The sequence below is a fragment of the Azospirillum sp. UENF 312511 genome (assembly GCF_058780635.1).
This window is the reverse complement of record NZ_JBSNCG010000003.1, coordinates 2,574,851-2,600,966: the sequence shown is the minus strand read 5'-3', so window position 1 is coordinate 2,600,966 and position 26,116 is coordinate 2,574,851. Positions and strand designations below refer to the sequence as shown.

Genomic DNA, 26,116 nt, shown 5'->3' with positions numbered 1-26,116 from the left:
ATGACCCGCCGCACCGCAACGCACCCCCAGTCTCCTTCACCGTCGCAGCCGGCCACCCGCGAGCGCCCCACGCCCGGCTTCACGGTCCTGCCGCTGGACGACCGCCGCTGTCCCCGCCGCGAGGTCGCCATGCTGTGCGAAACCGACAGCGGCCATCGCTGGGACGGCGCTTGACCACGGGGCTTGACCGGACCGCCCGCATCCCTATATCCCGGTCGCCCTCCCGTGAGGACGACCTCACCACGGCACACCCGTTTCGGGCGTGGGGAGTTCGGCGGGGACGACCCTGCCTCCAATCCATCGGAGGTGTTCCGTGTCCTGGGTCATCCTGTTCTTCGCCGGCCTCTTCGAAATCGGCTGGGCCGTCGGCCTGAAGCAGACGGAGGGCTTCACCCGCCCCATTCCCACCGCCCTGACCGTCGCCTCGATGGTCATCAGCCTCGCCCTGCTGGGCATGGCGCTGAAGTCGCTGCCGCTCGGCACCGCCTACGCCGTGTGGACCGGCATCGGAACGGTCGGCACCGTCATCCTGGGAATTTTGCTTTACGGGGAATCCGCCGACATCCTGCGGCTCGGCTGCATCGCGCTGATCGTGGCGGGCATCCTCGGGCTGAAGCTCATCACGCCCTGACCCGCCTTACCTGCCCCACTGTCAGGCGCGCTCCTTCCGCAGGGCCGCGCGCGCGGCGTAGCCGAGCCCCCCGACCACCGCGAGGCCGGCGAGAAAGGCGAAGCCACGCGCCGCGGTTCCTGTGGTGCTCAGCGACAGGCGCTCCTCCTGGCCGGTGAAGCGCCCGTGCGTGCGGTGCAGGCCTGGAACCGGCTCGAACAGATTGTCGGGCCGGTTCGGCGTCTCCGTTTCTTCCGTCTCCTGCCCTTCGAAGGCGGTGAAGGCCACCCGGTAATCGGCGTAGGCGGGCAGCGCCTGCGTTCCAAGGATCGCCTCGGCGGTGGTGAAGCCCAGCCAGTGCTCCCGCTTGGGGTCCGCCGCGGCCCGGACGATGGCGCGGCCGATGTCGTCCGGGTCGAAAATGGCGCCAACCGGCTTCGCCCGGCGCGTCATGTGGCTGCGCGCCCAGTCGAACTGCGGCGTGTTGACCGCCGGCAGATGGACCATGGTCACCCGCAGGCGGCTGCCGTCGTGGATCAGTTCGGAGCGCAGGCTGTCGATGAAGCCGCGGATGGCGCTCTTGGCCCCGCAATAGGCCGCCTGGAGCGGGATGGAGCGGTAGGCCAGTGCCGACCCGACCTGCAGGATGAGGCCGCGGTCACGCGGCAGCATGCGGCGCAGCGCCGCCATCGTGCCGTGGACGGAGCCGAGATAGGTCACCTCGGTCACCCGCCTGACTTCCTCGGGCGTCAGGTCGCGGATGCGCCCGAACACCGTCACCATAGCGTTGTTGACCCAGACGTCGATGGAACCGAGCGTGCGTTCCGCCTGCCCGGCGGCGGCCTCCACCGCCTCGGCGTCGGCGACGTCGGCGGGCAGCACCAGCGCCGCGCCGCCGAGCCGCTCGACCTCCGCCGCCACCTCCTCCAGCGCCTCGCGGGAGCGGGCGATCAGCCCGACCGCCGCACCCCATTCCCGCGCGAAGGCAAGCGCCGTCGCCCGCCCGACCCCGGCGGACGCTCCGGTGACGACGACGACGGGCCGGTTCCGGCTGGCTACAGGATTGGTGGGCATGGCGGCGGGGCTCCATGGGCTGGGACGGCATCGACGCTGTCCCAACCCACCCGGAGCCCGCCGGTTCCGCCACCACAGTTCCGCCGCCGTTGCGCTTACGGCGCCTCGACAATCTCGAAATCGTGGGTGATCGCAGCGGTAGCGCCGAGCATGATGGAGGCGGAGCAGTATTTCTCCGCCGACAGGGCGATGGCACGCTCGACCTTCGCCGGGTCCAAACCGCACCCGGTCACCACGAAATGGACGTGTATCCTGGTGAAGACCTTGGGATCGGTCTCGGCCCGCTCGGCCTCGATCTCGGCCACGCAGTCGGTGATGGCCTGACGGCTCTTCTCCAGGATCATCACAACGTCGAAGCCGGTGCAGCCGCCCATGCCGATCAGCAGCATTTCCATGGGACGGATGCCGAGGTTGCGCCCGCCCGCCTCCGGCGCGCCGTCCATGACCACGGCGTGGCCGCTGCCGGACTCGCCGACGAACATCCGACCATCAACCCACTTCACCCGCGCCTTCATGGCGGTCTCCCGATTATTGTTCGTCTTCCAATGGATGGCACGGCTTGCAGCCGGTCGGCCAGGGCTCGCCCAGATCCTCCACGAAGCAGGTCCAGGACGGGCTTTCCAGCCGGATGCAGGCGCCGCCGGCGAAATTCAGGACCAGGGCGCCGTCGGCCGCCTCGACGGAGAGCAGTTCCAGGATCTGCGCGCGGTCCTTCACGTCGAGGCCGCGGAGCTTGACCGCCGTCACCCCTTCGATCCGCACGCCGCAATTGACGCGCTCGAAGGGGTTCAGGTGGTCGTCGTCGGCGGTCGGGCCGGGGCGCCGCTTGCCCGCGGTCTCCCACTTGAAGCGGTTGGCCACCAGCACGAAGCGCGCCTCTTCGGGCAGGAAGCACATGTCGCCGATCGGCAGGATGGCGTCCTGCAGACAGGCGGAGACGACTTTCAGATCCTCGGCATCCTGTGCGCGCAGGCGGATCGGCATGGCGGTCATGAGCTTCCCTTCGCTGTGGACGGCTGAACGGGCGCAGGACGCCGTCAGTCGTCCTCCGCCCGGATGCGTTCGATGTCCGCGCCGCAGGCCGCCAGCTTGTCCTCCAGCCGCTCGTAGCCGCGGTCGAGGTGATAGACGCGGTTGACCGTCGTCTCCCCTTCCGCCGCAAGACCGGCCAGGACCAGCGACACCGAGGCGCGGAGATCCGTCGCCATAACGGGCGCGCCGGTCAAACGCTCCACACCCCGGACGAGGGCGGAGGAACCGTGCACCGTGATGCGGGCTCCCATGCGGGTCAGCTCGGGCGCGTGCATGAACCGATTCTCAAATATGGTCTCGGTGATCATGCCTGCACCCCTGGCCGTGCACATCAGGGCCATCATCTGGGCCTGAAGGTCGGTGGGGAAGCCGGGATAGGGCTCGGTCATCACGTCCACGCCGACCAGTTCGCCGTTGGCGCGGGAGACGCGAATCCCCGTCTGGCCATTGGTCTCGATCTCGGTGAACTCCACGCCCGCGGGCACCAGGGCGGTCACCGCCGCCTTGATCAGGTCCATGCGGGTGTTCAGGATGTCCAGCGTGCCGCCGGTCATCGCCGCCGCCATGGCGTAGGTGCCGGTCTCGATGCGGTCCGGCACCACCATGTGGCGGGCGCCGTTCAGCCGGTCGACGCCGACGATGGTCAGCCGGTCGGTGCCGATGCCGGTGATCTTGGCGCCCATCTTGACGAGGCATTCGGCGAGGTCGGTGACCTCCGGCTCGCGGGCGGCGTTGACCAGCACCGTGGTGCCGCGGGCCAGCGTGGCGGCCATCAGCAGGTTCTCGGTGGCGCCCACCGACACCTTGGGGAAGACATACTCGGCACCGCGCAGGCCGCCCTGCGGCGCCTTGGCGACGATGTAGCCGCCCTCGATGCGGATGTCCGCCCCCATGGCCTCCAGGCCCTTGATGTGCAGGTCCACCGGGCGGGCGCCGATGGCGCAGCCGCCGGGCAGCGACACCTTGGCCTCGCCGCAGCGGGCGAGCAGCGGGCCGAGCACCAGGACGCTCGCCCGCATCTTGCGGACGAGGTCGTAGGGGGCCGTGGTGTTGGTGATGTCGCGCGCGGTGAACTCCACCACGCGGCCGGCGCAATCCCCGCCCGCCCCGGCCATGTGGATCGCGACGCCGTGCTGGAGCAGCAGGTTGCACAGCGTGTTGATGTCCGCGAGGATCGGCAGGTTGGTGAGCGTCAGCGTCCCGTCGGTGAGGAGCGCCGCGGTCATCAGGGGCAGCGCCGCGTTCTTGGCGCCGCCGACCGTGATCGACCCGTGAAGGGGCTTGCCGCCGCGGATGCGGATCTTGTCCATGAAGCTGTCTTGTCCGGTCAGATGCTGTCGAAAAGGCCGAAGCCCGGCGGATTAGGCCATCTTGCGGGTCCGAGGGTCCGACGGCACGCCCATCGTCGGCGGACTTCTCGGGTCTTACGGGGATTGAATTTGTCAGGCGTTGTAGCGGAGCATGCGGGCGCGCTCAAGGGAAGGAATTGAGGCTTTTTCTCATGGAAGCCCTTCTCCCGCCGCAATTGAAAGGACGGACCGCGTGACACAGGACAGCGCCCGGCACAGTGCCCGGGACGAGTTGATGGCCGGACTGACCCTCTCCCTCTCCGGGCGGCTCGACCCGGACGAGGTGAAGCAGATCCACGGCGAACTGCGCGCCTTCAACGAGCGTTTCACCGCCCCCTACGACCTGAAGGACGTTTTGGCGACCGTCCGCGACGCCGACGGGGCGCTGATGGCCGGGCTGACCGGCTACACCAACTGGGACTGGCTGTATGTGGACTATCTGTGGGTCCATGACAGCCGGCGCGGCGGCGGGCTCGGCGCCCGGCTGCTGGCCGCCGCGGAGGTGGAGGCGGTGAAACGCGGCTGCCGCTGGTCGCGCCTCTACACCTACGATTTCCAGGCGCCGGGCTTCTACCGCAAGCAGGGCTACGAGGTGTGGGCGGAGATGGAGGGCTACCCGCCGGGGCACACGCAGATCTGGCTCAGGAAGGCTCTGCGGCGGGACGGGGAATAGCCTGCACGGCGGATTCGTTGCGCTTCAGGAAGACGATCACCGCGCAGACCACCACCATCCCGGCGAGTTGGGGCAGTTCGAAGGTTTCGCCCAGCAGCAGGAAGGCCGTCAACCCGGCGAAGACGGGATCGAGCATGCCGATCACCGTCGCCGGGAACGGTTCGATGGTCTTCAGCCCTTCCAGATAGAGCCAGTAGGGCGCCACCGTGCCGAACACGCCGATGAACAGCACGAAGCCCACCGTCTCCCAGGTGACCTCGACCGCCGCGTAATCAATGGCGGGAGTGGCGAGCAGCCAGAACAGCGCCGACAGGAAGAAGGGCCAGAAGGTCATCGACCAGCTGTCCAGCCCCCGCCGGTGGCCGTGGGCGCAACGGACGTTGTAAGCGGCGAAGCACACGGCGCAGAGCATGCCCACCGCCGCCCCCAGCGCGTTGCCCGACCACAGGGCCGGATCGTAGGCGCCGACCAGCAGGAAGCAGCCGGCGGCGTTGCCCGCCAGGATCAACGCCACCGCCCGGTTCATCCGGTGGGTGCCGAGCAGCAGCCCGGCGGCCACGATCAGCATGGGGGCGGTGTATTCCAGCATCAGCGCCAGCGCCACGTTGGTCAGAGCGATGGCGTAAAAGAAGGTCAGGTTGACCAGAGTCAGCCAGACCGCCAGTTCCCCCAGGAACGGCAGGTCCACCCGCCGCACCCGGATCGGCCGGCCGAGCGCCAGCATGATCAGGGCCAGCACAGCGGCGGACACCATGGCGCGCACCGCGATCATCACCAACGGCGGCATGGAGGCGACGAACATCATCTTGGCCGCCGTCCCGGCCACGCCGAACAGCAGGGCGGAGGCGACGATGCAGCCATAGCCCCACAGGCGCGCCCGCGCCGAGTCAACCACCATGGCCCCGCCCTGCCCCGTTCCGGATCGGCGGCAACGATACCGTGCGACTGGCTCCGGACCGATGCGGCAAATGCGTCATCGGTCAATGACTGTCAGCCCGGCTGGCCGTCCTTCTCCCGCCCGCGCGCCTGCTCCTTGCGCTTGCGCAGGTTCTCGCGCAGACGGGCGGCGAGCCGGTCCTGCTTGTCGTCCTTTTTCGGCGAAACGGCGGGGGGCGGGGCGGCGGGTGTCTTGGTCGTCTCGTCGGTCGTCATGCGGCGCTCGCGGCAAGCGGGGCCGGGGCGGCGGCGCTGCCCCAGCGGCGGTTCCAGTCCTGGAACATCAGCACGTTCCAGAGCCGGTGCTGGTTGTTGCGGGTTCCCGCCAGATGCTCCGTCCAGCAGGCGCGGATCGGCGCGGGATCGAAGAAGCCCTCCCGGCGCAAGCGTCCCTCGTCCAGCAAATCCTCCGCCCAGTCGCGCAGCGGGCCGCGCAGCCAGCCGTCCAAGGGAATGGCAAAGCCGGCTTTGGGCCGCTCCACCAGGGCTGGTGGGACATGGCGGTAGAGCACTTGGCGCAGCAGCCACTTGCCCTTGCCGTCGCGCAGCTTCTGCGCTTGCGGCACGCGCCAAGCGAATTCCACCACCCGGTGGTCGAGCAGCGGCACGCGCGCCTCCAGCGACACGCCCATGCTGGCGCGGTCCACCTTCGCCAGGATGTCGTCCGGCAGATAGGTGACGCTGTCGAGATGCTGCATGCGCTCGACGAAATCGGGGATGCCCGCCGCCAGCCCATCGTCCCAGGCCGGACCATGCGGCTCCCGCCCGCCGCGGACCAGTGCGTCGGGGTCCGGCCACTGGCTGACCAGACGGCGGTAGATGGCGTCCGGCCCGGCGGCGTCCAGCACGCCGGCCAGCTTGTGCAGCTTGTCGCCGGTCTGGCGCGGGCGCCGCCCCTCGGGGATCAGTCCGGCCAGCGCGTCCCAGCCGGCGGGCCGGACGGCGCGGATCAGCCCGGCGGCGCCACGGCGCAGCCCGGCGGGCAGCGACGCCATGCGCCGCCACAAGGCGGGCGCCGTCAGATAGCGGTTGTAGCCGGCGAACAACTCGTCCCCGCCGTCGCCGGAGAGGGCCACGGTGACGGAGCGCCGGGTCATTTCCGACACCAGCAGCGTCGGAATCTGCGAGCTGTCGGCGAAGGGCTCGTCGTACCAGTCGGCCAGCTTGGGGATGACCTCCAGCGCGTGGCTGGCCTCCACCCGAAGCTCGGTGTGCTCGGTGCCGAGATGAGCGGCGACCGCGCGGGCGTGCACCGCCTCGTCGTAGCCGTCCTCTCCAAAACCGATGGTGAATGTGCGCACCGGCCGCGCGCTCTGCGCCTGCATCAGAGCGACGACGGTGGAGCTGTCGATCCCGCCGGACAGGAAGGCGCCCAGCGGCACGTCGGCCATCATCTGCCGCCCGACCGCGTCCTTGAGCAGCGATTCCAGCGCGTCCGTCGCCTCGGCGTCGGACAGCGACAGCCGGTCGGCGATGCCGGCCCGCGCCGCGCCGCCGGCGTCCCAATAGACGGTGCGCTCGGGTTCGCGCCCCGGACGGACGGTCAGGATGCTGCCCGGCTCCAGCTTGTGGACGCCCTGGTAGATGCTGTGCGGCGCCGGGACGTAGCTGAAACGCAGATAGGCGGACAGCGCGTCGCGGTCGATCTCCGCCGCGAAGGCCGGATGGGCGCGCAGCGCCTTGGGCTGGGAGCCGAACAGCAGAGCCCCGCCCATCCGCGCCCAGTAGAGCGGCTTCACCCCCAGATGATCGCGCACCAGAAAGAGCGTGCGCTCGCGGCGGTCCCACAGGGCAAAGGCGAAGATGCCGACCAGCCGCCGCACGGTGCGCTCGACGCCCCAGGCGGCGCAGCCCTCCAGCAGCACCTCGGTGTCCGAATGGCCGCGGAATTGGTGACCGGCGGCTTCGAGTTCCGCCCGCAGGTCCTGGAAATTGTAGATTTCGCCGTTGTAGACGATGATCCAGCGCCCGTCCGTCGATTCCATCGGCTGGCGGCCCAGCGGCGACAGATCCACGATGGCGAGCCGCCGGTGGCCGAGCGCGATCCCGGCCTCCCCGTCCGCCCACACGCCGTCCCCGTCGGGGCCGCGGTGGGCGATGGTGTCGGCCATGCGCCGTGCTGTGGCCTCAAGCCCGGAGGCGGAGCCCGGGCCGGCCAGAAAGCCGCAGATGCCGCACACGGCGCGTGCCCTCGTTTAGTGGTCGGAGCGGTGCAGGATGCTGTCGCGCAGGCCCGTCTCGTAGGCCATGCCCTCGGCGGTCACGACGCCGTAACCGGCATCGCGGCGCAGCATGCCTTTGCGCTCGAGGATGGTCCAGACGGCCTCGTTGGTCAGGCCGGTGGCGTCACGGGAGGCGACGACCGCGCTGCCCAGATGGAAGTGGTTGCCATGGGCGTGCGGCAGGTTGGTGACCTGGAAGGCCCCCTCCTCGCCCTCGACCGGCTTCTGCTCCAGACGGGCGAGTTCCTGAAGGAGGGTCAGCGTCTTGAGCTGCAGCGGGTTGAGGTTCGCGGGATTCTTCTTCGGCGGCATGGATGTCCGGCTCGGCAACGTGATTAAGGTTGCGGCAGTAGATCGGGTGCGCCCGGCGGCTGTCAAGCGGTGGAGGATTTTTGCGGACTGGCGTCCGGTCCCCGGGTCGGGCATAAAACGGGCTGTTGACGCGCGTTACGTTCGAAGCAAGCGTCTGGCCGGCGCAGGCCCGTCAAGGATGGTGGATATGACGATCGTGGTCACCGGCGCGGCCGGCTTCATCGGTTCGCACGTCGCCGCGGCCCTTCTGGACCGCGGCGAGACGGTGTTGGGGATCGACAACCTCAACGACTACTATTCCGTGGCGCTGAAGGAGGCGCGGCTGGCCCGCCTCGCAGCCCGTCCCGGCTTCCGCTTCATCAAGGCCGACGTGTCCGACCGCAGCGCCATCGAGGCGCTGGCCCCCGACTTCGCGGAGGTGACCGGCGTGGTGCATCTGGCCGCCCAGGCCGGGGTGCGCTACTCGCTGGAGAATCCCTACGCCTATGTGGACGCCAACGTCACCGGGCAGGTGGCGATGCTGGAAGCGGCGCGGCGCATGCCGAAGCTGAAGCATTTCGTCTACGCCTCCACCTCCTCCGTCTATGGCGCCAACAAGAAAATGCCCTTCTCGGTGGAGGACCGCGTCGACTCCCCCATGTCGATCTACGCCGCGACGAAGAAGGCGGCGGAGATGATGACCTACGCCTACTGCCATCTCTACAAGGTCCCGGCGACCGGCCTGCGCTTCTTCACCGTCTACGGCCCGTGGGGCCGCCCGGACATGGCCGCCTATCTGTTCGCCGACGCGATCATGGCGGGCCGTCCGATCCGCGTCTTCAACGAGGGGCGGATGAAGCGCGACTTCACCTATGTGGACGACATTGCGGCGGGGGTGCTGGCGGCGCTCGACCGTCCGGCGGCCCCCGACGCCAATGGCGCGCCGCACGCCGTCTACAACCTCGGCAACAACCGGACCGAGGATCTGATGCGCTTCATCGGCATCATCGAAGAGTCGCTGGGGCGCAAGGCCAACATGAACATGGAGCCTATCCAGGCCGGAGACGTGCCGGAAACCTCCGCCGACATCGAGGTCAGCCGCCGCGACCTCGGCTATGAGCCGACCACATCCATCGAGACCGGCCTGCCCCGCTTCGTCGCGTGGTACAAGGGCTACCACGGCCTCGCCTGAGCTCCGCCGTTCCGATCCGCCCCTCCGAGACCCACGCCGTGTCCGTGAAACCAAAGCTGATCTACCTCGTCACCGAGGACTGGTATTTCTGGTCGCATCGGCTGCCGATGGCCCGCGCCGCGCGCGATGCCGGCTTCGACGTTTCGGTGGCCGCCCGGATCGACCGCCATGGCGACCGCATCGCCGCCGAGGGCTTCCGCGTGCTGCCGCTGTCCTGGCAGCGGCGCAGCGTCAACCCGCTGGGCGCCCTGTCCGACGTCGCCAAGATCGCCGCCCTCTACCGCTGGGAGGCGCCGGACATCGTCCATCACGTGGCCGTGAAGCCGGTCGTCCTGGGCGGGCTGGCGGCTTGGCAGGCCGGGGTTCCCGCCGTGGTGAACGCCCTGGCCGGGCTCGGCACCATGTTTCTCGGCACCGGCGGCGCCAAGGCCCGGCTGGCCGGCCAGCTGGCGAAGCCGGTCCTGGGCTGCATGCTGCGCCGTCCCAACAGCGTCACCATCCTGCAGAACGAGGACGACCGCCGGACCCTGCTGGAGCAGCGTCTGATCACCCCGGACAAGACCTGCATCATCCGCGGCTCGGGCATCGACACGGCGCACCACACTGTCCTGCCCGAACCGCCGGAGCCACCGGTGACCATCGGCTGCGCCGCCCGCCTGCTCGCCAACAAGGGCATGGACCGGCTGGTCGAGGCGCACGGCCGCCTGCTGGAGCGGGGATTGGACGTGCGGCTGATCCTGGCTGGCCAACCCGACCCGGCGAACCCCACCTCCTTCCCTCAGCCGGCTCTCGATGCCTGGGCCGCCCGCCCGAACGTCGAGCTGGCCGGCCATCTCGACGACATCCGCGCCCTGTGGCGGCGCTGCCACATCGCCGTCCTGCCGACGCTGGGCGGCGAGGGCCTGCCGAAGAGCTTGCTGGAGGCCGCGGCCTGCGGGCGAGCCATCGTCGCCACCGACGTGCCGGGCTGCCGCGAGGTGGCGCGCGCCGGCGAGAACGCCCTGCTGGTCCCGCCCGGCGACGTGGCGGCCCTGACCGACGCGCTGGAGGTCCTGGTGCGCGACGCCGCCCTGCGGCGGCAATTCGGCGCGGCCAGCCGTCGGCTGGTCGAATCCGACATGGCGGCCGACCGGGTGGGCGCGAAGACGGTCGAGCTGTACCGCCGCCTGCTGGCTTCCGCCCGGACCGGCACGGCCGCCCCGGTCGCGGAGGCGTCATGAGCGGCGCCCTGGCCCTGGCTCTCGCCCTGGGCGGCAGTTTCGCGCTGTCCTGGCTGCTCACCGGACGGGTGCTCGCCTACCTGCGGCGCAAGGCGATCCTCGACCACCCGAACGACCGGTCCAGCCATTCCATCCCGACGCCGCGCGGCGGCGGCTGGGGTGTGATGCTGACCCTGCTGCCCGCCTGGGCGGTCATCGCCGCGACGGCGGACGATCCGCTGCGGGCGCTGCCGATCCTGGTCGGCGCGGTGGCGCTGATGGCCGTCTCCTGGATGGACGACCGGCGCGGGCTGGGTCCGGCGCCGCGTTTCCTGGCCCAGATCGCCGCGGTGGTCGCCGGGCTGAGCGCGCTTCCCAGTGGCGCACTTCCCGGCGACGGGCTGGTCTTCCAAGGGCTGCTGCCCTTCTGGGCGGACCGGCTGGTGGCCGCGGTCGGCTGGCTGTGGTTCGTCAACCTGTTCAACTTCATGGACGGCATCGACGGGCTGGCCGGCGGCGAGGCGGCGTCCATCGGCGCCGGGCTGGCGCTGGTCGCCGCGCTCGCCGGGCTCGACCCGGCGTTGGCCCTCTACGGGCTGGCCGCGGCGGGGGCGGCGCTGGGGTTCCTGATGTGGAACTGGCATCCCGCCAAACTCTTCATGGGCGACGTCGGCAGCGTGCCGCTGGGCTTCACGCTGGGCTGGCTGCTGCTGGCCCTGGCGGCGTCGGGGCTGTGGGTCGCCGCCCTGCTCATCCCCGCCTATTTCCTGGCCGACGCGACCTTCACCCTGCTGCGCCGTCTGGTCGAGGGCAAGAAGGTCTGGCAGGCCCACCGCGAGCATTTCTATCAGAAGGCCACCCAGCGCGGGCGCAGCCACGCCCAGGTCGTGCGGCTGGTCCTGATGCTGAACGCAGCGCTGCTGCTGCTGGCCGCGGCGTCGCTGGCGCTCGGCTGGGTGGTGCTCCCGGCGGCGGCGGCGGCGGTCGTTCTGCTGCTGGCCCTGCTGGCGCGGCCTGTGCGGGCGGCGGCGTGATGCGCGTCCTGGTCACCGGGGCCACCGGCTTCGTCGCGCGGACGGTCATTCCTCTGCTTGTGGCGCGCGGGCACAGCGTGCGCGCCGTGGTTCGCCGCCCCGACGTCGCGGTTCCGCAGGCGGCGGAGACCGTCACCATCGACGACATCGGCCCCGCCACCGCCTGGGGCAACGCGCTCCAGGGCATGGACGGGGTGGTCCATCTGGCCGCCCGCGTCCACGTCATGCGCGACCGCGAGTCCGACCCGCTGGCCGCCTTCCGCCGCGTCAACACCGCCGGCACCCGCGTGTTGGCCGAGGCGGCCGCGGCGGCCGGCGTCAAGCGCATGGTCTATCTCAGCAGCGTCAAGGCGCTGGCCGACGAGAGCCGCCCGGACGAGCTGAGCGAGGAGACGGAGCCCGATCCGCATTCCCCCTACGGCATCTCCAAGCTGGAGGCGGAGCGCGCTCTGGCCGAGATCTCCACCCGTACCGGGCTGGAGGTCGCGGTGGTCCGCCCGCCGCTGGTCTACGGTCCGGGCGTGGGTGGCAATTTCCTGCGGCTGATGCAGGCGGTGGACCGCGGCATCCCCCTGCCGCTGGGCGCCCTGGAGAACCGGCGCAGCCTGATCTTCGTGGGCAACCTCGCCGACGCCATCCAGGAGTGCCTGACCCACCCGCAGGCGGCGGGCGGACGGTTCCTGGTCCATGACGGGCGTCCCATGTCCACGGCGGAGCTGGTGCGCGCCATCGCGGAGGCGCTGAACAAGCCCGCGCGCCTTCTGCCCGTGCCGCCGTCCCTGCTGGCCCTCGCCGCCCGGCTGGCCCGGCGCGAGGCCATGCTGGACCGCATCGCCGGCTCGCTGGTGATCGACGATGGGGCCATCCGCCGCGCCCTGAACTGGCGCCCGCCCTGCTACCCTGCGTACGGCTTGCGCCTGACCGCCGAATGGTTCAAAGCTGTGCGCGGCTGAACGGCCAACATGGTCCGCGGGTTGCCCGAAAGGGAACGGCCCCGGCAAAGCGAATTCCAAGGTAAAGCGCATGCGCATCCCGTCCCCGCGGGCGTCCCTCGTCTACCTTCACGACCTGACGATGACGGCCGTTTCCCTGGTTGTGGCGCTGTATCTGCGCGTGGGCCAGCAGGCGTTCGACGAATACAGAGACCCGCTGCTGACGGGCCTGCCCATTCTGGTGCTGATCGGCGCGGTGGCGTTCCGTTTCTCCGGGCTGTACCGCGGCATCTGGCGCTACGCGTCGGTGCCTGATCTGGCCCAGCTTCTGCGCGCGGTCACGATGGTCGTGCTGTGCTTCGTCGCGGTCATGTTCCTGCTGACGCGGCTGGAATCCCTGCCGCGGTCCCTGCCGGTGATCCTGTGGTTCGTGCAACTCGTCCTGCTCGGCGGCCCGCGCTTCGCCTACCGTCTGGTGAAGGACCGCCGGTTGGGCCTTCATGACCGGGAGGCAGGGGGCGTGCCGCGCATCCCGGTGCTTCTGCTCGGCGTCAGCGACGCGGCGGAGCTGTTCATCCGCTCGCTGGACCAGAACGCCGGCGCCGCCTACCGCGCGGTCGGCCTGCTCGACGACAAGAACCGCCGCATCGGCCACGCCATCCGCGGCGTGCCCGTGCTGGGCGGTCCCGACGACCTGCCCCGTGTGGTCGAGGAGCTGGCGCAGCGCGGCGACCGCCCGCAGCGCCTGATCGTCGCCAAGGGTCAGGCCGACGTGCCCGGCACCGTCCTGCGCGACCTGCTGGAGCAGGCGGAGTTGCTCGGCCTGTCCATGGCCCGGCTGCCCAGCCTGACCGAGTTCAAGTCCGCGCTGGGCGAAGGCAAGATCGAGGTGCGCCCGATCGCGTTGGAGGACCTGCTGGGCCGTCCCCAGGCGGTTCTCAACCGCGGCGCCATCGCCAGCCTGGTGACCGGACGGCGCGTCGTGGTGACCGGGGCGGGCGGCACCATCGGAAGCGAGCTGGTCCGCCAGATCGCCGCCCTCGAACCGGAGACGCTGACCCTCGTCGATGCCGGCGAGTTCAACCTCTACACCATCGAGATGGAGATGCGGGAGCGCTTCCCCGCCCTGGCGCTCCAGGCGGTGATCGCCGACGTGCGCGACCGCGACCGCATCTTCCGCCTGTTCCAGACACAGCGCCCGCACATGGTCTTCCACGCCGCGGCGCTGAAGCATGTGCCGCTGGTGGAGGCCAACCCGGCGGAAGGCGCGCTGACCAACGTCATCGGCACCCGCAACGTCGCCGACGCTGCGCGGGCCAACGGCTGCCAGGCGATGGTTCTGGTGTCCACCGACAAGGCGATCCGCCCGACCAGCGTGATGGGCGCCACCAAGCGCTTCGCCGAATGCTACTGCCAGGCGCTCGACATGCTGCCGCCGCGCGACGGCAGCGAGACGGCGACCCGCTACATGACGGTGCGCTTCGGCAACGTGCTGGGCTCCAGCGGGTCGGTGGTGCCGCTGTTCACCCGCCAGCTCGCCAAGGGCGGCCCGCTGACCGTCACCCACCCCGACATGCGCCGCTACTTCATGACGGTGCGCGAGGCGGTCGAGCTGGTGCTCCAGGCCTCGGCCCACGGGGTCGCCCGCGCGGAGGAGCGCGGCAAGGTGCTGGTGCTCGACATGGGCGAGCCGGTGAAGATCGTTGACCTCGCCCGACAGATGATCCGGCTGGCCGGCTATCGTCCGGGCGAGGACATCAGGATCGAATTCACCGGCCTGCGTCCCGGCGAGAAGCTGTTCGAGGAGATCCTGACCTCGGCGGAGGCGCCGTCGCGCACGGAGGCCGACGGGGTGTTCCTCGCCTCTCCCCGCGTCATCGACTACGCCCTCATCAACCGCGCCCTGGGCGAGCTGGAGACGGCGGCACGGGCCGGGGATGCGGAGCGGGTGATGACGATCCTGACCAACATCGTCCCCGACTTCCGCGCCGAGGCCGTCCTGCCGCCGCCCAGCGCCTTCAGCAACGCCTCCGGCGAGGGCGGCGCCGACTGACCGGTGCGGAAGTCCGGCAGGATCCTGGGCGTGACCATGGGCGGGGATTTCCCCGCCCATTTTTCTTTGGCGAGAAGGCGCTTCCCCGCTTGCATCGCGGCAAGGCCTGTGGCATAACCCGCGCCACTTCGACGGTTGGCCGCAAGTTCTTCCCGGCCAGCATCACCGTCCCGGCGCTGCCGTAGCTCAGTGGTAGAGCACTCCCTTGGTAAGGGAGAGGTCGAGAGTTCAATCCTCTCTGGCAGCACCATCCTCCCCCCTTTTGATTTCTTCGAGAATGCTGAAGCGCAGCCGCAGGCCGGCTTGCGTGGCTTTTTGCGTTCTGCATTCAGCGATGGATCCGGACCTTGCCCCCTCCCTACCCCTCCCCCGCTTCACAGGGGAGGAAACGGATGCCGCTTCGCGTAAGGCCCCCCACCACCCCCTTAAAAGAAAAACGCCGCCCCGGATCGCTCCGGAGCGGCGTTTCCCTTTGGAACCCGGACGGGCGCCGTCGTTAGTCGACGACGGTCACGCCACGGCGGTTCTGCGCCCAGGAGGCCTCGTTCGAGCCGAGGACCGCCGGCTTCTCCTTGCCGTAGGAGATGACCTTGACGCGCGACGTGTTGATGCCGCCGGCGACGAGGTAGTTCTTCACCGAGTTGGCGCGACGCTCACCCAGGGCGAGGTTGTACTCGCGGGTGCCGCGCTCGTCGGCGTGACCTTCGATGGTCACGGTAACGTTCGGGTACTGCTTCAGCCAGGAAGCCTGACGGTCCAGGGTGGCGCGAGCCTCCGGAGCCAGGTCGTAGCGGTCGAGACCGAAGAACACGCGGTCGCCGACGTTGACGACCAGGTCTTCCTGCGAGCCCGGACGGATGCTGGACTGGGTGGCGGCGCCGTTGCCCGAAGCGTTGCCGGCATCCTTCGGAGCGGTTTCGCAAGCGGCAACCAGAGCGACGGCCGCGATCAGGCTCAGATACTTGATACGCATGTCTAATGACCCCCTAAGCGACACGATATGTTTTGACCGGATTGTGGAGGAAGAACGCCGCCGACTTCCGCCAGACCCCGACGGAAGTACCGACTTCCGGCCTTCGTCTTGAGCGTCGTTCTTGCGCGCGCAAAATAGGGCTACTCCACTAGGGAATCAAGGGCGACCATGCGGGATCGGAGCCGTCGAGCGGAGTGATCACACGGCGTTCGTTTGCGCCCGTCACGTCGATGGTGTAGAGCTTCGCGCTTCGCCCGCGGCCGTCCCCGGCCGGAACATCGCGGAAGAAGCTCAGCACGCGGCCGTTCGGCGCCCAGGTCGGGCCTTCCACGTGGAACAACTCGGTCAGGATACGCTCGCCGGTGCCGTCCGGGCGGATCACGCCCAGCGCGAAGTTGCTGCCGCGCTGGCGGGTGAAGGCGATCAGATCACCGCGCGGCGACCACACCGGGGTGCCGTAGCGGCCCTCGCCGAAGGTCAGGCGCTTCTGCCCCGAGCCGTCCGCGTTCATGATGTAGAGCTGCTGGCTGCCGCCGCGGTCCGACTCGAAGACGATGCGCTGGCCGTCCGGCGAGTAGCTGGGACCGGTGTCGATGCCCGGCGAATCGGTGAGCTGGGTCTGGCGGCGGGTCCGCAGGTCCAGGGCGTAGATGTCGGTGTTGCCGTTCTGCGCCATGCTCATGATGACCTTGTTGCCGTCCGGCGAGAAGCGCGGGGCGAAGGTCATGCCGACGAAGTCGCCGAGGACTTCCTGGCGGCCGCTGTCGATGTTGAACAGGTACACGCGCGGCTTCTTGTTGAAGTACGACATGTACGTGATTTCCTGGGTCGCCGGCGAGAAGCGCGGCGTCAGGACGAGGTTCTTGCCGTCGGTCAGGAACTGATGGTTCTCACCGTCCTGGTCCATGATGGCGAGCTGCTTCTTGCGCGCGTTGGCCGGGCCGGATTCGGCCACATAGACGATGCGCGTGTCGAAATAGCCCTCTTCGCCGGTCAGCCGCTTGTAGATGGCGTCGGCGACGATGTGGGCGATGCGGCGCCAGCTGTCGGCGGTCGCGGTGTAGCTCAGCCCCTGCATGTACTGGCCGGCGGCGACGTCCCACAGGCGGAAGTCGACCTTCATGCGGCCGTCGCCCATGGCGGTGGTGTTGCCGGCGACCAGCGCCTGGGCGCCGACGGCGCGCCAGTCCTGGTAGCGCGGCTCGCCGGAGCGGAGCTGGTCGGGGGTCTGCAGGAAGCCCTTGGGGTCGAGCGGACGGAACAGGCCCGACCGCTCCAGGTCGGCGGCGACCACCTTGGAGATGTCCGAGCCGACCTGCGCCTCGCGCCCGCCGGCACCGGCGAAGCTGGTGATGGCGATCGGCAGCGGCTCGACCACGCCCTTGGTGATGTCGATTCGCACCTCGGCGCGGGCCGGGGCGGGCGCCGCGACGCCGAGGGCGAGCAGCAGGGCGCCGGCGCAACCGGCGGCCTTCAGCAGGAGCCTCGTCTTCTTCGTCATCGTCAGAACATGTCCCTCGGGTCGAAATTGAACACGAAGTAACGCCACTCTTCATACCGGGCGGGCGTGAAGTCGCCGGAGAACTCGCTGATGGGCAGGGGGCTGGCCCGCTTCACCGCGCGCAGCGCGGCGTCGGCCGATGCCCGGAAGGCCGCGTCCGACATGTAGCGGGAGCGGTACCTCTCGTTGATCGTCGCGTTGAGGACCGAACCGTCGCGGCCCAGCTCAACGATGATCTCCACCTGCATGTTCCCGGCGTCCTTGCGGCCCGGGTCGAAGTTCCAGTTCTTGCTCACCGCCCCGCGGATGCCGTCGATGGCGCGGCCCGACGGCTTGAACGGCTTGTCGGGTCCGTTCACCGCCTTGGCGGCCCCCGACGGCGCCGAGGATGCGGCGGCGTGCTGGGTCGGCTTGGCGTCGGCCTTGCTCTCGGACGCCGCCGGCTTGGCCGGGGCGCTCTTCTGAACGTTCTTCAGAAGGTCGGCCAGCGCGTCGGTCTTCTCCGGCGGCTTCTCCGGCTTCTTCGGCTCGGCCTTCGGAGGCTCCGGCTTGGCCGGCTCGGGCTTCTTGGGCTCGGGCTTGGGCGGTTCCGGTTTGGCCGGTTCCGGCTTCGGCGGCTCGGGCTTCTTCGGCTCCGGCTTCGGGGGCTCGGGCTTGGGAGGCTCAGGCTTCGGCGGTTCCGGTTTGGGCGGCTCCGGCTTCGGAGGCTGCGGCTTCGGTTCCGGCTTGGGCTCGGGCGGCTTGACCACCGGCGCCGGCTCCGGATCGGGCGGCGGCGGGGGCGGTGCCGGCTTGGGCGGCGGCGGCGGTTCGCGCGCCGGGGGCGGCGTCACCTGGGCAACCTTGGGCGGCTCCGGAACCTTCGGCTCGGGCCGGGGCGGCGGTGGGGGCGGCGGCTCGCTGGCCGGTTCCGGCGGCGCGGGGGCCGGCGGGCTCGGCTTGGCCTCGGGGACCGGCGGCTTGGGCGCCGACGGCTTCGGCTCGCCCTTGTCGACGCGCGCGGCCTGGGTCACCTCGCCCATGTCCACGATCTCGATCGGGATGGACTCGGGGATGTCCAGCTTGCGATCGCTGGGCGGCATGCCGAGCACGAACAGCGCGACCAGCGCGACGTGCAGCGTTGCCGAGGCGATCAGGGGTTTGCGCATGGGTCAGCCTTCAACTCGCCGTGGCGTCTCAGCGCTGCGCCGAGCCGCCGACGCGCGGCCCGGTGGCGCCCGGCCCGCTGGGCATCTCGGCGACCAGCCCGACCTTCTTGAAGCCGGCGGCGCTCATGGTGCCCATCACCTCCAGCATCTTGCCGTAGGCGATCTTCGCGTCGCCGCGCACCAGGATGCGGGCGTCTGGGTTGTTGTTGGTCACGGCGATCAGCAGCGGCACCATGTTGGCCGTCTCCACCGCCGTCTCCTGCACATAGACCCGGCCGTCGGACTGGACGGTCACGAACAGCGGGTCCTTCTGCGCCTCCAGCGGCGCGGCGTTGGTCTTCGGCAGATCCACCGGCACGCCGACGGTCAGCAGCGGTGCCGCGACCATGAAGACGATCAGCAGCACCAGCATGACGTCGATGAAGGGCGTCATGTTGATGTCGGCCATCGCGCGGTATCCGCGGCGGCGGCCCCGACCGTGGCCGCCCTTTCCTGCGAACTGGGCTCCCATGTCAGGCGGCTCCCCGCTCCTCGAGGTGGCGCGACAGGATCGCCGAGAACTCGCCCGAGAAGGTCTCCAGCCGGTCGGCGTAGCGGCCGAGGTCGGTGGTGAACTTGTTGTACGAGATCACGGCGGGAATGGCGGCCACGAGACCCAGCGCCGTGGCGAACAGCGCCTCGGCGATGCCGGGGGCGACGACGGCGAGGCTGGTGTTGCCCGAGGCGGCGATGGAGGTGAAGGAGTTCATGATGCCCCACACCGTGCCGAACAGGCCGATGAAGGGAGCCGTCGAACCGACCGACGCCAGGAAGGTCATGTAGCGTTCGGCGCGCAGCATCTCGCGCCCGATGGTCACCGACATGACGCGCTCGACCCGCTGCTGCAGCGAGCCTTTCATGGAGCCGATGCCGCGGTCGGCGGCGTGGCGCCACTCGCGCATGCCGGCGGCGAAGGTCGCCGACATCGGGTCGGCCGGGTTCTGGCCGATGCGGTCGTACAGCGCGTCCAGCGAGCCGCCGGACCAGAAGCTTTCCTCGAAGGCGTCCGCCTGCGCGTTCAGGCGGCGGATGCGCATCAGCTTCTCGATGATGATGGCCCAGCACCACACCGAGGCAACCAGCAGCATCAGCATCACGATCTTGACGATCATGTCGGCCTGCCAGAACAGGCCCCACATCGTGATGTCGTGAGCCTTCGCCGCGGCCCCGACCACCTGGGCGGAATTAAGATCCATCGCAGTCAGTCTCGCTTCTGCCTTTTGTACAAATCGATGAGCGCCTCGCGGACCGGCGCCGGAAGGCGCGCGGGACGTCCGGCCCGGTTACCGGCCAAATTGATCATCGCCAGCTGAATCACCGCCCGCGCGAGGTCGCGGCCGTCGCGACGGGCAAGTTGTGCAACTGCGAAGGAGGCACCGCCGGTATCGGTGATTCGCGTCACCACTTCAAGCGTATCCTCGAGCTTTGCGGGAGCGACAAAATCGATCTCCGCCCGTCGTACCGCAAATGACACACCGTCGCTTTCGGCCAGCCCGGCGTTGGTGAATCCGGTCAGCCGCAGCATCTCGGTGCGCGCCCGCTCGAAGAAGCGCAGGTAGTTGGCGTGATAGACCAGACCCCCGGCGTCCGTGTCCTCGTAGTAGACCCGCAAGCGCAGCCTGTGCTGCGCGTTCTCGTCAAACCAGCCCGAGAGATTCGCCATCCCGGTACCGTCAGACATCGCCGTCCTCCGGGTCCGGGTTGGCCTCCGACAGCCGGTCCAGCAGGTCGAACTGGCGGGTCGGCGCCGACGGCGGATTGAGGCCCAGATAGCGGAAGCCCTGGTCGGTCAGCATGCGCCCGCGCGGGGTCCGCTGCAGGAAGCCCTGCTGGATCAGGTAGGGTTCCACCACTTCCTCCAGCACGTCGCGCTGCTCGCCCAGCGCGGCGCCCAGCGTGTCCACGCCCACCGGGCCGCCGCCGTAGTTGTTGGCGATGATGCCCAGATAGCGCCGGTCCATGCTGTCGAGGCCGAGCCGGTCGACCTCCAGCCGGGTCAGGGCGGCATCGGCGATGCGCGCGTCCACCTCCGGCACACCGGCCACCGAGGCGAAGTCGCGCACCCGGCGCAGCAGCCGCCCCGACACGCGCGGCGTCCCGCGCGAGCGGTTGGCGATCTCCCGCGCGCCTTCCGGCGTGATGAGCATGTTGAACACGGCCGCGGCGCGGCGGACGATCAGCTCCAGCTCGTCCGGCTCGTAGAACTGCAGCCGCACGGGAATGCCGAACCGTTCGCGCAGGGGGCGCGTGATGAGGCCGGACCGCGTGGTGGCGCCGACCAGCGTGAAGGGCGGCAGGTCGATCCGGATGGACCGCGCCGACGGGCCTTCGCCGATGATGAGGTCGAGCTGGAAATCCTCCATGGCGGGATAGAGCACCTCTTCCACGGCGGGATTAAGGCGATGAATCTCGTCGATGAAGAGGACGTCGTGCGGCTGCAGGTTGGTCAGCAGCGCGGCGAGGTCGCCGGCCCGCGCGATGACCGGGCCGGAGGTCGCGCGGAAGCCCACCCCCAGCTCGCGCGAGACGATCTGGGCCAGGGTCGTCTTGCCCAGGCCGGGCGGGCCGAACAGCAGCACATGGTCCAGCGCCTCCCCGCGCGCGCGGGCGGCCTGGATGAAGATCGACAGGTTTTCGCGCGCCTGCCGCTGGCCGATGAACTCGGCGAGGGAGAGCGGGCGGATCGAGGCTTCGCCGGAGTCGCCGGCGCCCCGCCCCGGCTGCACCAGCCGGTCGGGATCGGAGCCGTTCTGGTCGGCGGTCATTGGCTGAGTTCCTTAAGGCCATGGCGGATCAGCTCCGACACGCCGGCCCCGTCGCCCAGCTTGCGCCCGGCGGCCACGACGGCGCCGAACGCCTCCGACCGCCCGTAGCCGAGGTTGACGAGGGCCGAGACGGCGTCCGCCATGACCATGTTGTCGGGGCCGCCCGCCGCCGGAGCGGCGGAGGCCGAGGCGCCGAGGGTGAGGTTGCCCACCTTGTCCTTCAACTCGTTGACGATGCGCGCGGCCACCTTCGGCCCCACGCCGTCGGCGCGGGTGAGCGCCGTCTTGTCCTGCGCCGCGATGGCGCGGGTGAGCTGGTCCGGGTCGAGCACGCCGAGAATCGACAGGGCGAGGCGCGAGCCGACGCCCTGGATGGTGGTCAGCAGCCGGAACCAATCGCGCTCGCCGGAGTCGGCAAAGCCATAGAGGGTGATCCGGTCGTCGCGGATGAAGGTCTCGACGACCAGCGCCCGCCGCTCCCCCACCGCCATGCGCGACAGCGTGCGGTTGGAGCAGGCGACCTGATAGCCGACCCCGTTGACGTCCACCACCACCCAGTCGGTCCCGACCGAATCCACGACACCGGTGAGCTTGGCGATCATGGGGAATTCTCCTTGTCCCTCAAACGCTGGAGGGGATCACGGCGCAACACGGTGGTCGCGGAAAGCGCCGTGCGGATGGTTTCGAGAACGCCTTCCAGATTGTCGTTCACGTCGTTGTTCCAGAAGCGCAGCACACGGAAACCGGCCTGTTCCAGCATGCGCGTCCGGCGCTCGTCATAGGGCGCCTGATCGGCGTGCTGTCCGCCGTCCAGTTCGATCACCAACCGATGGTCGTGCGCGACGAAATCCACGATGAAGCCGACAATTGGTTCCTGCCGACGGAATTTGGCCCCCATCTGCGCGTTCCGCAAACGTTGCCATATGATCTTTTCCATCTCGGTGGAATCGCGCCGCATTTGAACGGCCCGATTGGTGTGCAAAGGCGCCGGCTTGTCCTTCGCAACCGGCAGCAACCCCCCCTCTCCCCTCTGGGGAGAGGGTTGGGGTGAGGGGGTTGTACGTGTGCCGGACATTCCACCACGCGCATCCCCCTCACCCGGCCCTTCAGGCCACCCTCTCCCCGGAGGGGAGAGGGACACGCCATCGTCCCGCCGCCACATCTGCCAGCTTGCGCGGTGATGCGCGTGGCAGATCGCCACGGCCAGGGCGTCCGCGGCGTCCGGGGTGGTGATGGCGCAGCCGGGAAGCAGCAGGCGCACCATGGCCTGGACCTGCGTCTTGTCGGCCCGGCCCTGCCCCACCACGGCCTTCTTCACCATGTTGTTGGCGTATTCCGCCACCGACAGCCCGGCCAGCGCCGGGACCAGCAGGGCCACCGCCCGCGCCTGCCCCAGCTTCAGCGTGGAGACCGCGTTGCTGTTGACGAAGGTCTCCTCCACCGCCGCCTCGTCGGGGCGGTAGCGCTCCAGCACCCCGGTCAGCGCGTCGTGGATCTGGCACAGCCGTTCGGCCAGCGGACGGCCGTCGTCGGAATGGACGGCGCCGTCCGCCACATGGGTCAGCCGGTTGCCGGACACGTCGATGACGCCCCAGCCGGTGTGGCGGAGGCCGGGGTCCAGCCCCAACAGGCGTACGGGCGGCTGTTGCGCCGCCCCGCTCCTTCCGGCCTGCCCAAGCACCCCGGTCCCTCCGCTCCGCGGCCTGAAATCAGGCCGTCAGCTTCTGCATCAGCTCGTCGGAGATGTCGAAGTTGCCTTCGACGGTCTGGACGTCGTCGTTGTCCTCCAGCACGTCCAGCAGCTTCATCAGGCTGGCGGCGGCGTCCTCCGACGGGGCGACGGTGTTCAGCGGCTTCCAGGTCAGACGCGCGCTCTCCGCACCGCCGAACTTGGCCTCCAGCGCGTCGCGCACGATCGCGAAATTCTCCACCGTGGTGGTGACCTCGTGACCGTTCTCGTCGGACGCCACGTCCTCGGCGCCGGCTTCCAGGGCCACCTCGAACACGGCGTCCGCAGCCGCGGCGGCGGCCGGGTAGTAGATCGCGCCGACGCGGCTGAACATGAAGCTGACCGAGTTCGTCTCGCCCAGCGAGCCGCCGTACTTGGTGAAGGCCGAGCGCACTTCCGAGGCGGTGCGGTTGCGGTTGTCGGTCAACGCCTCGACGATCAGAGCGACGCCGCCGGGGCCGTAGCCCTCGTACCGCACCTCGTCGTAGTTCGCGTCGTCACCACCGCCGGGCGTGCCCTGCTTGATCGCACGGTCGATGCGGTCGCGCGGCATGTTCTGCACGCGGGCCGCGGTGATCGCGGCGCGCAGGCGCGGGTTGGCCGCCGGGTCCGGCAGGCCGCCCTTGGCCGCCACGGTGATCTCGCGGGCGAGCTTGTTGAAGATCTTCGACCGCTTGGCGTCCTGCGCGCCTTTGCGGTGCATGATGTTCTTGAATTGGCTATGACCGGCCATGCGTCGAACGAGCCCCAGATGGATTCAAAGATACAAGGTCTTGTGAAACAGCTTGGTAAGCGGTGGGACACATGTACCAGCCTTTGTGCGCCACCGCACGCCTTCGGCGCCGGAGACGACACCTACCCATATAGAAAGTCAATATGGCAGTATTGGGGCGCCCCTTTTGCGCCCCGCGGGGCCGGAGCCGGTGGCGCCGCTCAGCCCCGGACCGGCATGGACTGGCTCAGCCGGCCGCCCAGCCGAACCGGCTGGATGCTGGTGGCGAGCCCGGTGCGGTCGTCCGTCTCGACGTAGCAGCCGCAGACGGTGCCCTCGCCTTCCGCCGGGCTCAGCCGCTCGGTCGGCAGCTTGCGGATCAGCTTGGCCATGGCGACCTCCTTCTTCATGCCGATGGCGCTGTCGTAGTCGCCGCACATGCCGGCGTCGGTCAGATAGGCCGTGCCGCCCTTCATCACCACATGGTCCGCCGTCGGAACGTGGCTGTGCGTGCCGACCACCAGCGAGGCGCGGCCGTCGCAGAAATGGCCCATGATCATCTTCTCGCTGGTCGCCTCGCCATGGACGTCGACCAGGATGGCGTCGGCGCCGTTGGGGCCCAGCCGGTGGGCGCGCAGCACCCGGTCCACCGCGGCGAAGGGATCGTCCATCGGGTCCATGAACAGGCGCAGCATCACGTTCATGACCAGCACCTTGCGCCCGCCCCGCGCCTGCAGCAGCACGAAGCCGCGCCCCGGAGTCCCTTCCGGGTAGTTCAACGGGCGGATGATGCGCGGCTGCTGGTCGATCGCCGCGACCAGCTCCTTCTGGTCCCAGCTGTGGTTGCCCAGCGTCACCACGTCCACGCCGGCCGCGAAGAACTCCTCGGCGATCTTCACGGTGATGCCGAAGCCGCCGGCGGCGTTCTCGCCGTTGACCACGGTCAGGTCGGGGTCGAGCCGGTCGCGCAGCGCCGGCATATGCGCGATCACCGCGTCGCGTCCCGACCGCCCCACCACATCACCGAGAAACAAAAGCCGCATCGTCCCCAACCTTCACTGCGCAAAGCGGAGCGCCTCGCGCTCCGTCAGAATCCAATCGAGCCGCTCGTCGTGCGCCCCACAGGGCACCGCGTCCATCTCCTGCGCGGCGAAGGCCATGCCGACCGCCAGGACGGGACGGATCGCGCGCAAGGCGTCCAGCGTCCGGTCGTAGTAGCCGGCGCCGTAGCCCAGCCGGTGCCCGCTGCGGTCGAAGGCCAGCATCGGCACCAGCAGCACCGCCGGAACCACCTCGGGCCGGTCGGCGCCCGGCTCCTGGATGCCATAGCGGCCAGCGGCCAGCGGCAGCGCCGGGTCCCAGTCACGGAAGGTCAGCGCCTGCCCGCGCGGCCCGGACACCGGAAGCGCGATGGAGCGCCCGCCTGTCTTAAGCCCGCCGGTCCTAAGCCCGCCCATCCTAAGATGGAGCAGCAGGGGCCGCACGTCGAGTTCCGAACCGAGCGGCCAATAACCGGCAACCGGGCCGTCGGCGATGAACCCCGGCCGAACCAGCTCCTCCAGGAAGCGGTCGCGCAGAGCATCCGCGGCAAAAGCGCGCATCCGGTCGTCGCTGAGGGAATCGCGCCGGGCGCGTGCCTGGGCTCGGGCGGCGTCCTTGGCCGCGCGCAGGTCGGTCATCGTCGCCTGGAAAGGTCGGGGAAAGTCAGGGGAGAGGTGGAAGGTGCCGCCTTGGCCGTTGGCATTGCTTATCCTCCATGACCTGCAGAGCAGGTGGGCGCCGTGTAACCGGACCAGGGTCCGGACAGGGACAGCTCCCGAGAGTCTAAGATTATCGGCCCTGGGGATTATTGCGACCTGACGAACCAGGCAGCGACCTTCCAAGAGCTAACTTAGGCGCGCTCAAGCCGCGCGGCAACCTCTTCGATGCGCAAAGCCACATTATCCACGGCGGCGGCCACCTCGGCCTCGTTGACCGTGGACAGCGGGGCGAGGCCGCGGCCGGCCATGACGTCCTGCATCTCGTCGGCCATGACGATGGCGGTGAGGACGAGCATCTGCGCCTCCGACCCGGATTTCCCGCCGCCGGTCACCTGCTTCAGCTTGGCGTCCACGAAGCCGGCCAGCTCACGCAGGCGGGCCTCCTGGCCGTCCTGGCAGAAGACGCGGTAGGCGCGCCCGTTCACCTCGATGTCCACCTGGGCCATGGCTCAGTTCTCCAAAACCGCTTCGAGACGGCCGATGGCCGCCTCCAGACGCTTCGACACGGTTTCCGCGTTCTCCTGGGCCCGCGCCTGCTCGATGCGCGCCTCGCGCAGGGACTCGCTCAGCTCCTGCTCGCGCTTGGCCACCCGTTCCTCGCGGGCGCACGCGGCATGCTCCAGACGATCCACGGCCTTGGAGAGGCGGTCGAGCGCGGCTTTCAGGGAATCCATGGGCGGAGAACCTTGACGGACGGATGGACGGCGGGCGGGCAGCAGTTCGCACATGCATAAAATGCCGAGCGCTACAGTTGGGCCGGCCATGCCGCCCCGTCAACCGGAATTACGCCGCAGTTCACGGTGGAAATGGCGCCGTCACAATGCGCCGGAAGCCGGACCGCCATCCCCATTCCCGTGTTGACCTGCGCACACGGGTTCTGCATGGTGCGCGC

30 protein-coding genes, 1 tRNA gene, 1 other RNA gene and 1 pseudogene are annotated in these 26,116 nt (G+C 69.6%); 9 read left to right on the top strand and 24 right to left on the bottom strand.

From position 1 onward, the window contains the following. Both ACWPN7_RS23765 and sugE read left to right on the top strand, forming a co-directional pair. Complete coding sequence (locus tag ACWPN7_RS23765) at window positions 1-174, top strand: hypothetical protein (protein WP_160174799.1); 174 nt, start codon at window positions 1-3, stop codon at window positions 172-174. Between the two features lie 139 nt (window positions 175-313). Further along, window positions 314-631 carry a quaternary ammonium compound efflux SMR transporter SugE gene (gene sugE, locus ACWPN7_RS23760; protein ID WP_014240532.1) on the top strand — a complete coding sequence of 106 codons (318 nt, stop codon included), beginning with the start codon at window positions 314-316 and terminating at the stop codon, window positions 629-631. 21 nt (window positions 632-652) lie between these two features. Here the strand turns inward: sugE and ACWPN7_RS23755 are convergent, their stop codons facing one another. The 4 genes from ACWPN7_RS23755 to murA all read right to left on the bottom strand — a co-directional run bounded on the left by ACWPN7_RS23755 (window position 653) and on the right by murA (window position 4,026). Beyond that, window positions 653-1,684: an SDR family oxidoreductase gene (locus tag ACWPN7_RS23755; RefSeq protein ID WP_201043441.1), complete on the bottom strand. Its 1,032-nt coding sequence runs from the start codon at window positions 1,682-1,684 to the stop codon at window positions 653-655. 95 nt (window positions 1,685-1,779) lie between these two features. Next, window positions 1,780-2,199, bottom strand: coding sequence for an OsmC family protein (locus ACWPN7_RS23750; RefSeq protein WP_459196489.1), 420 nt, complete (start codon window positions 2,197-2,199; stop codon window positions 1,780-1,782). Window positions 2,200-2,212: 13 nt separating this feature from the next. Then, the gene (locus ACWPN7_RS23745; RefSeq protein ID WP_201043443.1) at window positions 2,213-2,677 is read right to left on the bottom strand and encodes a DUF2948 family protein; all 465 of its coding nucleotides are present in this window, start codon (window positions 2,675-2,677) and stop codon (window positions 2,213-2,215) included. 44 nt (window positions 2,678-2,721) lie between these two features. Next, window positions 2,722-4,026 carry a UDP-N-acetylglucosamine 1-carboxyvinyltransferase gene (gene murA, locus ACWPN7_RS23740; protein WP_014240528.1) on the bottom strand — a complete coding sequence of 435 codons (1,305 nt, stop codon included), beginning with the start codon at window positions 4,024-4,026 and terminating at the stop codon, window positions 2,722-2,724. 232 nt (window positions 4,027-4,258) lie between these two features. Between murA and ACWPN7_RS23735 the strand changes: the two genes are divergently transcribed. Beyond that, the gene (locus tag ACWPN7_RS23735; protein ID WP_459196488.1) at window positions 4,259-4,738 is read left to right on the top strand and encodes a GNAT family N-acetyltransferase; all 480 of its coding nucleotides are present in this window, start codon (window positions 4,259-4,261) and stop codon (window positions 4,736-4,738) included. On the opposite strand, the gene ACWPN7_RS23730 is transcribed toward ACWPN7_RS23735, so the two are convergent. The 4 genes from ACWPN7_RS23730 to ACWPN7_RS23715 all read right to left on the bottom strand — a co-directional run bounded on the left by ACWPN7_RS23730 (window position 4,707) and on the right by ACWPN7_RS23715 (window position 8,208). Beyond that, a complete protein-coding gene (locus ACWPN7_RS23730) occupies window positions 4,707-5,636 on the bottom strand; it encodes a DMT family transporter (RefSeq protein WP_459196487.1) in 930 nt (309 codons plus the stop codon). The two genes, ACWPN7_RS23735 and ACWPN7_RS23730, sit on opposite strands and share 32 nt — an antisense overlap. A 92-nt stretch (window positions 5,637-5,728) precedes the next feature. Then, window positions 5,729-5,890, bottom strand: a complete 162-nt coding sequence (locus ACWPN7_RS23725; protein WP_160174798.1) for a hypothetical protein — start codon at window positions 5,888-5,890, stop codon at window positions 5,729-5,731. Further along, a complete protein-coding gene (gene asnB, locus ACWPN7_RS23720) occupies window positions 5,887-7,854 on the bottom strand; it encodes an asparagine synthase (glutamine-hydrolyzing) (protein ID WP_459196486.1) in 1,968 nt (655 codons plus the stop codon). Before asnB ends, ACWPN7_RS23725 begins: the two co-directional genes overlap by 4 nt. A 15-nt stretch (window positions 7,855-7,869) precedes the next feature. After that, on the bottom strand, window positions 7,870-8,208 hold the full coding sequence (locus ACWPN7_RS23715) for a hypothetical protein (protein WP_014240524.1): 339 nt from the start codon (window positions 8,206-8,208) through the stop codon (window positions 7,870-7,872). Window positions 8,209-8,395: 187 nt separating this feature from the next. Between ACWPN7_RS23715 and ACWPN7_RS23710 the strand changes: the two genes are divergently transcribed. From ACWPN7_RS23710 to ACWPN7_RS23685, 6 genes are all read left to right on the top strand, one after another. After that, window positions 8,396-9,379, top strand: a complete 984-nt coding sequence (locus ACWPN7_RS23710) for an SDR family NAD(P)-dependent oxidoreductase (protein WP_459196485.1) — start codon at window positions 8,396-8,398, stop codon at window positions 9,377-9,379. Window positions 9,380-9,417: 38 nt separating this feature from the next. Beyond that, window positions 9,418-10,599, top strand: a complete 1,182-nt coding sequence (locus ACWPN7_RS23705) for a glycosyltransferase family 4 protein (RefSeq protein WP_459196484.1) — start codon at window positions 9,418-9,420, stop codon at window positions 10,597-10,599. After that, window positions 10,596-11,612: an MraY family glycosyltransferase gene (locus tag ACWPN7_RS23700; protein WP_451992313.1), complete on the top strand. Its 1,017-nt coding sequence runs from the start codon at window positions 10,596-10,598 to the stop codon at window positions 11,610-11,612. The genes ACWPN7_RS23705 and ACWPN7_RS23700 overlap by 4 nt, the downstream gene beginning before the upstream one ends. Continuing rightward, the gene (locus ACWPN7_RS23695) at window positions 11,612-12,565 is read left to right on the top strand and encodes an NAD-dependent epimerase/dehydratase family protein (protein WP_456529773.1); all 954 of its coding nucleotides are present in this window, start codon (window positions 11,612-11,614) and stop codon (window positions 12,563-12,565) included. Before ACWPN7_RS23700 ends, ACWPN7_RS23695 begins: the two co-directional genes overlap by 1 nt. Before the next feature lie 70 nt (window positions 12,566-12,635). Next, a complete protein-coding gene (locus ACWPN7_RS23690) occupies window positions 12,636-14,597 on the top strand; it encodes a polysaccharide biosynthesis protein (protein ID WP_038527223.1) in 1,962 nt (653 codons plus the stop codon). A gap of 175 nt (window positions 14,598-14,772) precedes the next feature. Beyond that, window positions 14,773-14,847: transfer RNA gene (locus ACWPN7_RS23685), tRNA-Thr, on the top strand. 246 nt (window positions 14,848-15,093) lie between these two features. On the opposite strand, the gene pal is transcribed toward ACWPN7_RS23685, so the two are convergent. From pal to ACWPN7_RS23605, 16 genes and pseudogenes are all read right to left on the bottom strand, one after another. Next, window positions 15,094-15,570, bottom strand: coding sequence for a peptidoglycan-associated lipoprotein Pal (pal, locus tag ACWPN7_RS23680; RefSeq protein WP_038527220.1), 477 nt, complete (start codon window positions 15,568-15,570; stop codon window positions 15,094-15,096). A gap of 148 nt (window positions 15,571-15,718) precedes the next feature. Then, entirely contained in the window at window positions 15,719-17,071 is a 1,353-nt protein-coding gene (gene tolB, locus ACWPN7_RS23675; RefSeq protein WP_492273460.1) for a Tol-Pal system beta propeller repeat protein TolB, read from the bottom strand. 2 nt (window positions 17,072-17,073) lie between these two features. Beyond that, a complete protein-coding gene (locus tag ACWPN7_RS23670; RefSeq protein WP_137103166.1) occupies window positions 17,074-18,219 on the bottom strand; it encodes a TonB C-terminal domain-containing protein in 1,146 nt (381 codons plus the stop codon). A 28-nt stretch (window positions 18,220-18,247) separates the two neighbouring features. Continuing rightward, window positions 18,248-18,730, bottom strand: coding sequence for a protein TolR (gene tolR, locus ACWPN7_RS23665; protein ID WP_459196483.1), 483 nt, complete (start codon window positions 18,728-18,730; stop codon window positions 18,248-18,250). Between the two features lies 1 nt (window position 18,731). Next, window positions 18,732-19,454: a protein TolQ gene (tolQ, locus tag ACWPN7_RS23660; RefSeq protein WP_174441036.1), complete on the bottom strand. Its 723-nt coding sequence runs from the start codon at window positions 19,452-19,454 to the stop codon at window positions 18,732-18,734. A gap of 5 nt (window positions 19,455-19,459) precedes the next feature. Beyond that, on the bottom strand, window positions 19,460-19,939 hold the full coding sequence (gene ybgC / locus ACWPN7_RS23655) for a tol-pal system-associated acyl-CoA thioesterase (RefSeq protein WP_109138422.1): 480 nt from the start codon (window positions 19,937-19,939) through the stop codon (window positions 19,460-19,462). Beyond that, a complete protein-coding gene (ruvB, locus tag ACWPN7_RS23650; RefSeq protein ID WP_149648567.1) occupies window positions 19,932-21,023 on the bottom strand; it encodes a Holliday junction branch migration DNA helicase RuvB in 1,092 nt (363 codons plus the stop codon). Before ruvB ends, ybgC begins: the two co-directional genes overlap by 8 nt. Continuing rightward, window positions 21,020-21,625 (bottom strand): Holliday junction branch migration protein RuvA, encoded by a 606-nt coding sequence (ruvA, locus tag ACWPN7_RS23645; protein WP_459196482.1) that lies wholly within the window; start codon window positions 21,623-21,625, stop codon window positions 21,020-21,022. Before ruvA ends, ruvB begins: the two co-directional genes overlap by 4 nt. After that, window positions 21,622-22,098, bottom strand: coding sequence for an endonuclease domain-containing protein (locus ACWPN7_RS23640; protein WP_459196615.1), 477 nt, complete (start codon window positions 22,096-22,098; stop codon window positions 21,622-21,624). The genes ruvA and ACWPN7_RS23640 overlap by 4 nt, the downstream gene beginning before the upstream one ends. A gap of 96 nt (window positions 22,099-22,194) precedes the next feature. After that, window positions 22,195-22,704, bottom strand: a pseudogene (gene ruvC / locus ACWPN7_RS23635) (crossover junction endodeoxyribonuclease RuvC); the annotation flags it as partial. Between the two features lie 28 nt (window positions 22,705-22,732). Then, window positions 22,733-23,485: a YebC/PmpR family DNA-binding transcriptional regulator gene (locus ACWPN7_RS23630; protein WP_014240508.1), complete on the bottom strand. Its 753-nt coding sequence runs from the start codon at window positions 23,483-23,485 to the stop codon at window positions 22,733-22,735. 200 nt (window positions 23,486-23,685) lie between these two features. Next, the gene (locus ACWPN7_RS23625; RefSeq protein WP_137103172.1) at window positions 23,686-24,507 is read right to left on the bottom strand and encodes a TIGR00282 family metallophosphoesterase; all 822 of its coding nucleotides are present in this window, start codon (window positions 24,505-24,507) and stop codon (window positions 23,686-23,688) included. A 12-nt stretch (window positions 24,508-24,519) separates the two neighbouring features. After that, entirely contained in the window at window positions 24,520-25,143 is a 624-nt protein-coding gene (locus ACWPN7_RS23620) for a 5-formyltetrahydrofolate cyclo-ligase (RefSeq protein ID WP_459196481.1), read from the bottom strand. A gap of 39 nt (window positions 25,144-25,182) precedes the next feature. After that, window positions 25,183-25,342, bottom strand: a non-coding RNA gene (gene ssrS, locus ACWPN7_RS23615) — 6S RNA. Window positions 25,343-25,355: 13 nt separating this feature from the next. Then, on the bottom strand, window positions 25,356-25,670 hold the full coding sequence (locus tag ACWPN7_RS23610) for a cell division protein ZapA (protein ID WP_014240504.1): 315 nt from the start codon (window positions 25,668-25,670) through the stop codon (window positions 25,356-25,358). A 3-nt stretch (window positions 25,671-25,673) separates the two neighbouring features. After that, window positions 25,674-25,898, bottom strand: coding sequence for a hypothetical protein (locus ACWPN7_RS23605; protein WP_038527192.1), 225 nt, complete (start codon window positions 25,896-25,898; stop codon window positions 25,674-25,676). Window positions 25,899-26,116 lie beyond the last annotated feature (218 nt).